The following is an 8,606-nucleotide window of genomic DNA, read 5'->3' as shown; positions in this document are numbered from 1 at the left end:
CTGCTGGCTGGCTGGCTGGCTGGCTGGCTGGCTGGCTGGCTGGCTGGCTGGCTGGCTGGCTGGCTGGCTGGCTGGCTGGCTGGCTGGCTGGCTGGCTGGCTGGCTGGCTGGTATTATGATCTAAATTTTTCATTTCACAATCCTTATTTTTAATTTAATGATCTAGATGAACTAAAATTTTCTGATTATATCAGGTTATGACAGTTTTCATAGTTCAATAAAACAGAGAGGTTTAATTTGTTGATGGCAAGTGCGGTGGAAATTTTATGAATTTTTTCACCGCACTTTGTTTTTACCCTATTCTTGTTTTTTCATAACATTCTGAAAATTTGCCTGTCTGTGATACACTTGCCATCAATTTTTTGATGATGGATCGACGATGAAAAAATTTTTCCTTTTTCTTTTGTTTTTGCTGCTCTTGATTTGTGGTGTGGCACTTTGGGGTTATCAGCATTTAACGCAATGGGTGCAGCACCCTGTGAATGTGCAAGCGGATCAGTTATTAACGGTGGATCGTGGCACAACGGGGGCGAAATTAGCCAAGCTGTTGGAGCAAGAAAAGCTGGTTGATGATGCTACCTATTTGCCGTGGTTGTTAAAGCTCAAGCCCGAGTTAAACAAAATCAAGGCGGGAACCTATTCCCTTGAGGGGGTGAAGACGGTGGCGGATTTGTTGCAACGTTTAAACAGCGGTAAAGAAGTGCAACTGAATGTGCGTTTTTTAGAAGGGGATACCTTCAAAACGTGGCGTAAAACGTTGGCGAAAGCTCCTTATTTACAACAAGAATTAGCAGATAAGAGCGAAGAGCAGATTTATCAATTATTAAATTTACCCGCGGATTTACCACATAAAATTGAAGGCTGGTTGTATCCTGATACATACAGCTATACGCCGAAGTCGAGCGATTTAGCCTTATTGAAACGGGCGGCAGATCGTATGAAAGCCCTATTAGAAAAAATGTGGGCAGCGCGCGATGCTAATTTGCCGCTAAAAAATGCCTATGAAATGCTGATTTTGGCTTCTATTGTTGAGCGTGAAACCGCGTTGAATGATGAGCGTGGCAAAGTGGCGTCTGTGTTCATTAACCGCTTGAATAAAAAGATGAAATTGCAAACCGACCCAACCGTGATTTACGGAATGGGTGAGCGTTATAATGGCAATATTCGCCGTAAGGATTTGGAAGAAGCCACGCCATACAACACCTATGTGATTGACGGCTTGCCGCCTACGCCAATTGCAATGCCAACAGAAAGCGCCTTGCAGGCCGTGGCGCACCCTGAGAAAACGGAATTTTTATATTTCGTGGCCGATGGCACGGGCGGACATAAATTCAGCAAAAACTTACAACAGCACAATCAAGCAGTGCAAGAATATCTGCGTTGGTATCGCCAACAAAAAAGTGGGAAATAATATGACTGGCAAATTTATTGTGATCGAAGGGCTAGAAGGGGCTGGCAAAACCACCGCGCGTGATGCCATTGTGGAAGTACTAACTCGCGAAGGCATTGACGATGTAGTGTTTACCCGTGAACCTGGTGGCACGCCGTTGGCGGAGAAATTACGCCATTTGATCAAATATGAAACGGAAGAACCGGTAACCGATAAGGCGGAACTGTTAATGCTTTATGCCGCGCGTATTCAGCTGGTGGAAAATGTGATTAAACCCGCTCTTGCTACAGGTAAATGGGTGGTGGCCGATCGCCACGATTTATCTTCCCAAGCCTATCAAGGGGGCGGGCGACAAATTGATGCACAGTTGTTGCAAACCTTAAAGCACGCGGTGCTAGGAGATTTTAGCCCTGATCTCACGCTATATTTAGATCTCGATCCCGAAATTGGTTTGGCTCGAGCCAGAGGGCGTGGCGAGTTGGATCGTATTGAACAGCAGGAAATCGCTTTTTTCCAACGCACGCGAGATCGTTATTTAGCTTTAGTGAAAGATGATCCGAAAGCAGTTATCATCAATGCGGAACAGCCCATTGAACAAGTGCGTGCCGATATTCAAAGTGCGGTGCAAAATTTTGTTAAAAATCATCAATAAAACTTATGTTACGTTATCCTTGGCTGCAACCTTATTACGACAAAATCATCAACGCCTTTGAACAGGGCTATGGTCATCACGCCTTGCTGTTTAAAACAGAGCAGGGCATCGGTGGCGATGAACTGGTGCGAGGCGTGGCGGAATGGTTAATGTGCCAATCGCCAAAGGGCAACCAACCTTGTGGTGCGTGCCATAGCTGTCAGCTGTTTAATGCAGGCAATCACCCTGATTTTTATCTGCTTGAACCTATTGAAAATAAGGATATTGGTATTGACCAAGTGCGTGAAGTGAATGAAAAAGTCGCGCAGCGTTCACAGCAGGGTGGCAATAAAGTTGTTATGATTAAACAGGTGGATCGCCTGACGGAATCTGCGGCGAATGCGTTGCTGAAAACCTTGGAAGAACCCACTGAGCAAACTTATTTCCTGCTTCAAGCGGATCTTTCTGCCAGTTTGTTGGCGACAATTTATAGCCGTAGCCAACCTTGGCTTATTCCAAATCCGCCTGAAGCGGAAGCTTTGGCTTGGCTAGAAACTCAGAATGTAGGAAAAAATGTAGGAAAAATCGAAGAAATTCGCACCGCACTTGAGGTTTCGCACGGTCGCCCCCTTTCTGCTTTGGATATGTTACAGCAAGGATTATTGGAAAAACGCAAGCAGTTGCTGCGTCAATTTTGGCAGTTTTATATGCGCCGTTCGCCGCTGGAATTATTACCGCACTTTGAAAAAGAGATTTTATTTCAGCAGTTAGACTGGCTCAGTGCCTTTTTGCGTGATGCGTTGAAGATGAAGCTGAACGTGCCTGAACACTGGGTACAGGCGGATTTTCTGCAAGCCATTGCCCGATTTAATCAAAGGCAGAGCGCGCAAGGGTTGCTAAAAGCCAGCCAAATTATGCAGCAAGTGCGGTCGGATTTATTACAAATTAATGGCGTGAATCAAGAAATTATCTTGCTTGATGGCTTAACCCGTTTAATTACTGAGGTGTTTGAACCCGAACAAAATTATTAGGAAAGTAAAATGTTTATTGTAGATAGTCATTGTCATTTAGACGCATTAGATTATGAAAACTTACACCAAAATGTCGCCGATGTGGTGCAAAAAGCCAAGCAACGTGGCGTTCAGCATTTGCTTGCGGTGGGGGTAACCTTAAAACGTTTTGAGCAAATGTACGATACCTTAAAGCCATTTTCTGAAATTTCGCTGGCTTGCGGTGTTCACCCATTAGATTTAGATGATGAACCCTTTGACGCTGAGCGTCTATTAAAATTGGCGCAAGACGATAAAGTTATCGCCATTGGGGAAATGGGCTTGGATTATTATTACAGTGTAGAAAATAAAGCTAAACAGCAATCGGTGTTTGCCGCGCAAATTGGCGTGGCGAATGCGTTAAACAAGCCGATTATTGTGCATACGCGCGCCGCAAGAGAAGATACCATTGCGCTGTTGAAAGAAAATAATGCACAAAAGTGCGGTGGTGTTTTGCATTGTTTTACGGAAAATTGGGAAATGGCAAAACAAGCCCTTGATCTCGGGTTTTACATTTCCATTTCAGGCATTATTACCTTTAGAAATGCGGAAGCATTGCGTGATGTGGTGCGTCAAGTGCCGTTAGATCGCCTGCTGGTGGAAACCGACAGCCCTTATCTTGCGCCCGTACCTTATCGTGGTAAACAAAATCAACCAGCTTATACTCGCGAAGTATGCGATTATGTGGCGACCTTAAAAGGGCTTTCTAGCGAGGAATTTGCTCAAATCACCACACAAAATTTTGAGCGTTTGTTCAAAATTCAGGTACAATAAAGCATCACTAAAGTAGGAGGAAGAAACAATGCGCCGCTTTTTTAAATATTTTTTCATTTTGATCATCTTTTTATTCCACGGTTTTTTGTTCGCCCTTGTGAACTACGTTACCCCACATTATGACGTAACCCGCGTTACTGGGGTGGAAGTAAAACGTGTGGACAAAGATGGCCCGATTACCAAATCAAATCCAGCAGACGGCCCAACTCGTGATGTGTATTACATTTATACTCAAAAACCGAATGAAGATAAGGTAATGGTGTACCGCAATGAAGATACACGCTGGGGCTTCCCGTTCTATTTCAAATTTGGTTCGGCAGATTTACAAGCCAAAGCGCAAAGTTTTGCGGTGGAACATAAATTGGTGCAAGTGAAATATTATGGTTGGCGTTTGGTGTTATTTGATGAGTTCCGTAATGCCACATCAATCAAAGAAGTAACCTTAGATGAAGGCGCGTCTTACCCGATTTTGTCTTATGTGTTTTACTTCTTCTTGTTGATTACGCTGTTTTTCTCAATCCAATTCGTACGCGGTTGGTTTGATAGCGAACGATAAGCATCAAAAGTAAGGTGAAAGTGGTGTATCTTGTGATGCACCATTTTTTGTCTAAGGATAATAAAAATGGGATTATTTGAAGCAATATTAAGTTTGGCTGCCTTAATTGGCATAAGTGCGGTGATTTCTTCCGCAGAAATTTCCCTCGCAGGAGCAAGAAAATTAAAGCTACAAAGCCTTGAAAATGAAGGTGATGAGCGAGCAAGATTAGTGCTACAACTACAAGCGCAACCAGGGCGATTTATCACCGTGGTGCAAATTGGCTTGAATATGGTGGCAATTTTAGGTGGGGTGATTGGCGAAAGCGCCATTAGTCCTGTACTGGAAAAATTACTTGCCCAATATAGCCACGCAGAATGGCTGCAAAGTGCCGCATCTTGGTTGTCTTTTGCCATTGTAACCATTGCGTTTATTTTACTGGCAGATCTGATTCCTAAACGTCTTGCAATGACCAATCCAGAAGCTGTCGCATTGCGTACTGTGCGCATTATGCTGTTCTGCATTTTCTTATTTAAGCCTATCGTGTGGCTGTTTGACACCATTGCCAATGGCGTATTTCGCTTATTGCGTATTTCTACTGTGCGAGAAGATAACCTGACCCCTGAAGATATTGTGGCGCTGATGGACGCAGGGGCAGAGGCAGGCGTGTTAAAAGCGCAAGAACATTATTTGATTGAAAATATTTTCGATATGCAAGAACGCACGGTGACTTCCACAATGACCACGCGTGAAAATATTGTTTTTTTAGACCGCACTTTTGATCGCGAAAAAGTGATAGCAACCATTAAATCTAACCCTCATTCTAAATTGCTGATTTGCGATAATGGGCTAGATAAAATTTTAGGCTATATTGAATCGCACAGTTTGCTCACCTTGTATTTGCAAGAACAGCAGGTTTCTCTCACAGACCAACGGATTTTGCGTAAAGCATTATTTATTCCTGACACCTTATCCTTATTTGAAGTGTTGGAATTATTTAAGTCTTCTGGCGAAGATTTTGCCGTGATCGTCAATGAGTATGCCTTAGTGGTGGGCATTGTTACCTTAAATGATGTGATGAGCATCGTAATGGGCGAATTGGTGTCGAGTGAAGAAGAGCAAATCGTCCGCCGTGACGAAAGCTCGTGGCTGATTGACGGCGCAACCCCTTTAGAAGATGTAATGCGCGCCTTAGAAATCGAAACCTTCCCTGATGCGGAAAACTACGAAACCATCGGCGGATTTATGATGTATATGCTACGCAAAATCCCGAAAAAAACCGATTTTGTGCTATACGACAAATATAAATTTGAAATTATCGATACCGAGAATTTTAAAATCGACCAGCTGATGGTGTCTTTAAGAAAGGATATATAGGATTAAGGCTAGATAAGGTAGTGAGCTGAAAAGAACGTGATCGGTAAGCTGCCTGTGTTTGCTCAATCCATATTTTTACTCAACAAAAAACCCTACTTGCGTAGGGTTTTTTATCATCAACAATCTTATTTTGTGCTTGGAATGCTGAAGCGTTTGTTGAAGCGTTCAACACGACCACCAGTATCAACAACACGTTGTTTACCAGTGTAGAATGGGTGGCAGTTGCTGCACACATCTAAGTTCAAATCTTTACCTAAAGTTGAACGCGTTTTGATTACGTTACCGCAAGAACAAGTTGCAGTAATTTCTTTATATTCTGGGTGAATACCTTGTTTCATAGAAAACCTCAATTTGAAGCCACTCCGCTCTCTAAAACTGAATTTAGCACCGAGTGTGGTTAATATTACGCTTATAGCACATCGCCATAAGCAGGATCTTTCATTTAAGCCCGCAGATTATACCGAAAAAAAAGGAATATTCAAGGGGCGAGATTATTCCGCTATAATAAGGGCAATTTTTGTTTGTTAAGGCTCGCATAATGAAACTTGTTCGTGTGGCGCTGGCTGTGCCGTTGTTCCAATTTTTTGATTATCTTCTACCCGAGGGTTTAAGTCCTGTGGTGGGTGGGCGTGTGGTTGTGCCATTTGGAATGCAAAAACGAGTGGGGATCGTGGTGGACTTTCCCACGGAAAGTGAGATCGAACCACAACAGCTCAAAGAGATCTTGGGCGTGCTAGATGAACAAAATTTATTTAACGAACCTGTGTGGCAGCTCATTCACTGGGCAGCGAATTATTATCAAGCGCCCTTGGGAGAAGCCTTATTCCAAGCCTTGCCAGTGAAATTGCGACAGGGCGAAAGTGCGGTGCAAAATTCTCAAGTTTTTTTCCATATTACAGAATTAGGCGCGCAAGCTTTGCGTGAGAGTTTGCTGAAACGCGCGAAGAGACAGCAAGAAGCCTTGCAATTATTGGCCGCGCAGCCTATGGAAAAAGGGCAGAATTCCTTTGCTGCGAGCATTTGGCAGAGTCTGAAAGAAAAAGGCTATGTGGTAGAAAAAGAACAGCTAGCGGAAATTCGCCCTTGGCAAGATATTGAACAGCCGATTGTAAATGAGCAAAATAAACATCGCTTAAATAAAGAACAAGCGTTGGCGCTAGGGCAGATTTTATTTCACCAAGGCTTTGCGGCGTGGCTGATTGATGGTGTAACGGGTTCGGGCAAAACGGAAATTTATTTACAAAGCATTGAAGAAACCTTGAAAAAAGGGCGACAAGTGCTGGTGCTAGTGCCGGAGATTGGCTTAACCCCGCAAACTGTACAGCGCTTTAAGGCGCGTTTTAATGTGGAAATTGATGTTCTACATTCTAATTTGAACGATACACAACGCTTGCAGGCTTGGCAACGAGCAAAATCGGGGCAAAGTGCGGTGGTAATTGGTACGAGATCGGCGCTGTTTACCCAATTTGCCGATCTTGGCTTGATCGTGATTGATGAAGAACACGACAGTTCTTTCAAGCAGCAAGAGGGCTGGCGTTATCACGCGCGGGATCTCGCCGTGGTGTATGCCAAACAGCTGGATATTCCCATTTTATTAGGATCGGCAACGCCAAGCCTTGAGAGCTTAAATAACGTGAAGTTGGGCAAATACCAGCACATTATTTTGCAAAAAAGAGCAGGAAATAGCACCGCACTTCAGCAATTTGTTATCGATCTGAAACATCAGCGTATGCAAAATGGCTTGTCAGATGCCCTTGCCAACAAAATGCAGGAACATTTACAGCAAGGCAATCAAGTGTTGTTATTTTTAAACCGCCGTGGTTTTGCGCCCGTGTTGTTTTGCCACGAATGCGGTTGGATTGCCGAATGTCAGCATTGCGAAAAACCTTATACTTATCATCAACATCAACGCGTGTTGCGCTGTCATCATTGTAACTCACAAAAGCCCATTCCAATGCAATGTGGCCATTGTGGCTCAACCCATTTGATGACCACAGGGCTTGGCACCGAACAGCTGGAAGAAACCCTCAAACAACGCTTTCCTGATTATGTGGTAACCCGTATTGACCGCGATAGTACCGCGCGCAAAGGCAAGCTAGAACAGCATTTGCAAGATATTCAACAAGGCAAAAGCCAGATCTTAATCGGCACGCAAATGCTCGCAAAAGGCCATCATTTTCCTAATGTTACCTTAGTGGGCTTAATGAATGTGGATAACGCCTTGTTTTCTTTGGATTTTCGTGCAGAAGAACGGCTTGCTCAGCTTTATGTACAAGTGTCAGGGCGCGCGGGGCGCGGTGAAAAACACGGACAAGTAGTGCTGCAAACGCACTATCCTGATCACCCCTTATTACGTACCTTGTTAAAAGATGGCTATGGCGAATTTGCTCAGCAAGCCTTGCAGTTACGCCAACAAATGGTGCTGCCACCTTATAGCGCACAGGCATTGTTTCGCGCGCAGAGCCGACATAGCGAAGAAGCGGAGCAATTTTTACAACACATTGCCGAACAGCTACAACAACAAAATGTCGCAGGCTTGCAAATTTACGGCCCATTGCCTGCGCCCTTTAGTAAAAAAGCAGGGTTTTACCGCTGGCAATTATTGCTACAACATTCTTCCAAAGCGAAATTACAACAAGTGTTAAGCCAGTTTAAATCGCATATTCCGCAAAAATCTCACCAAGTGCGGTGGATTTTAGACATCGATCCTTTAGATCTAAGTTAGCGCTAGCCATTCCCCTTATTTTTCAGTAGAATTGGGATAATTTTTATCGGACGAAATTAGGGGAAATTTATTTTCTAATCCGTTTTATTGAATAATGATCTTGAGTTTTTATTCATCATTCAATT

The 8,606-nt window shown here is 43.7% G+C and carries 8 protein-coding genes; 7 read left to right on the top strand and 1 reads right to left on the bottom strand.

Annotated elements, in window-relative coordinates; all coding sequences use genetic code 11:
- The first annotated feature begins 379 nt into the window (after nt 1-379).
- The 6 genes from mltG (at nt 380) to paeA (ending at nt 5,756) form a co-directional block, all read left to right on the top strand.
- Entirely contained in the window at nt 380-1,411 is a 1,032-nt protein-coding gene (gene mltG / locus C3007_RS09785; protein ID WP_103854268.1) for an endolytic transglycosylase MltG, read from the top strand.
- A gap of 1 nt (nt 1,412) precedes the next feature.
- On the top strand, nt 1,413-2,042 hold the full coding sequence (gene tmk / locus C3007_RS09780) for a dTMP kinase (RefSeq protein WP_103854267.1): 630 nt from the start codon (nt 1,413-1,415) through the stop codon (nt 2,040-2,042).
- Nucleotides 2,043-2,047: 5 nt separating this feature from the next.
- Complete coding sequence (locus tag C3007_RS09775) at nt 2,048-3,052, top strand: DNA polymerase III subunit delta' (protein WP_103854266.1); 1,005 nt, start codon at nt 2,048-2,050, stop codon at nt 3,050-3,052.
- A 9-nt stretch (nt 3,053-3,061) separates the two neighbouring features.
- Nucleotides 3,062-3,844: a TatD family hydrolase gene (locus C3007_RS09770; RefSeq protein ID WP_103854265.1), complete on the top strand. Its 783-nt coding sequence runs from the start codon at nt 3,062-3,064 to the stop codon at nt 3,842-3,844.
- 28 nt (nt 3,845-3,872) lie between these two features.
- Complete coding sequence (locus C3007_RS09765; protein WP_103854264.1) at nt 3,873-4,400, top strand: DUF1523 family protein; 528 nt, start codon at nt 3,873-3,875, stop codon at nt 4,398-4,400.
- A gap of 66 nt (nt 4,401-4,466) precedes the next feature.
- The gene (paeA, locus tag C3007_RS09760; protein ID WP_103854263.1) at nt 4,467-5,756 is read left to right on the top strand and encodes a polyamine export protein PaeA; all 1,290 of its coding nucleotides are present in this window, start codon (nt 4,467-4,469) and stop codon (nt 5,754-5,756) included.
- Nucleotides 5,757-5,881: 125 nt separating this feature from the next.
- Here paeA and rpmE read toward each other — a convergent pair whose 3' ends face one another.
- A complete protein-coding gene (gene rpmE / locus C3007_RS09755; protein ID WP_103854262.1) occupies nt 5,882-6,094 on the bottom strand; it encodes a 50S ribosomal protein L31 in 213 nt (70 codons plus the stop codon).
- A 200-nt stretch (nt 6,095-6,294) separates the two neighbouring features.
- Between rpmE and priA the strand changes: the two genes are divergently transcribed.
- Complete coding sequence (gene priA, locus C3007_RS09750) at nt 6,295-8,481, top strand: primosomal protein N' (RefSeq protein ID WP_103854261.1); 2,187 nt, start codon at nt 6,295-6,297, stop codon at nt 8,479-8,481.
- The last annotated feature ends 125 nt before the right edge of the window (nt 8,482-8,606 follow it).

The organism is Avibacterium gallinarum (genome assembly GCF_002921135.1).
GTDB classification, from domain to species: Bacteria; Pseudomonadota; Gammaproteobacteria; order Enterobacterales; family Pasteurellaceae; genus Avibacterium; species Avibacterium gallinarum.
Note: the sequence above shows the minus strand (reverse complement) of the source record. Positions and strands in the feature narration are given on the sequence as shown.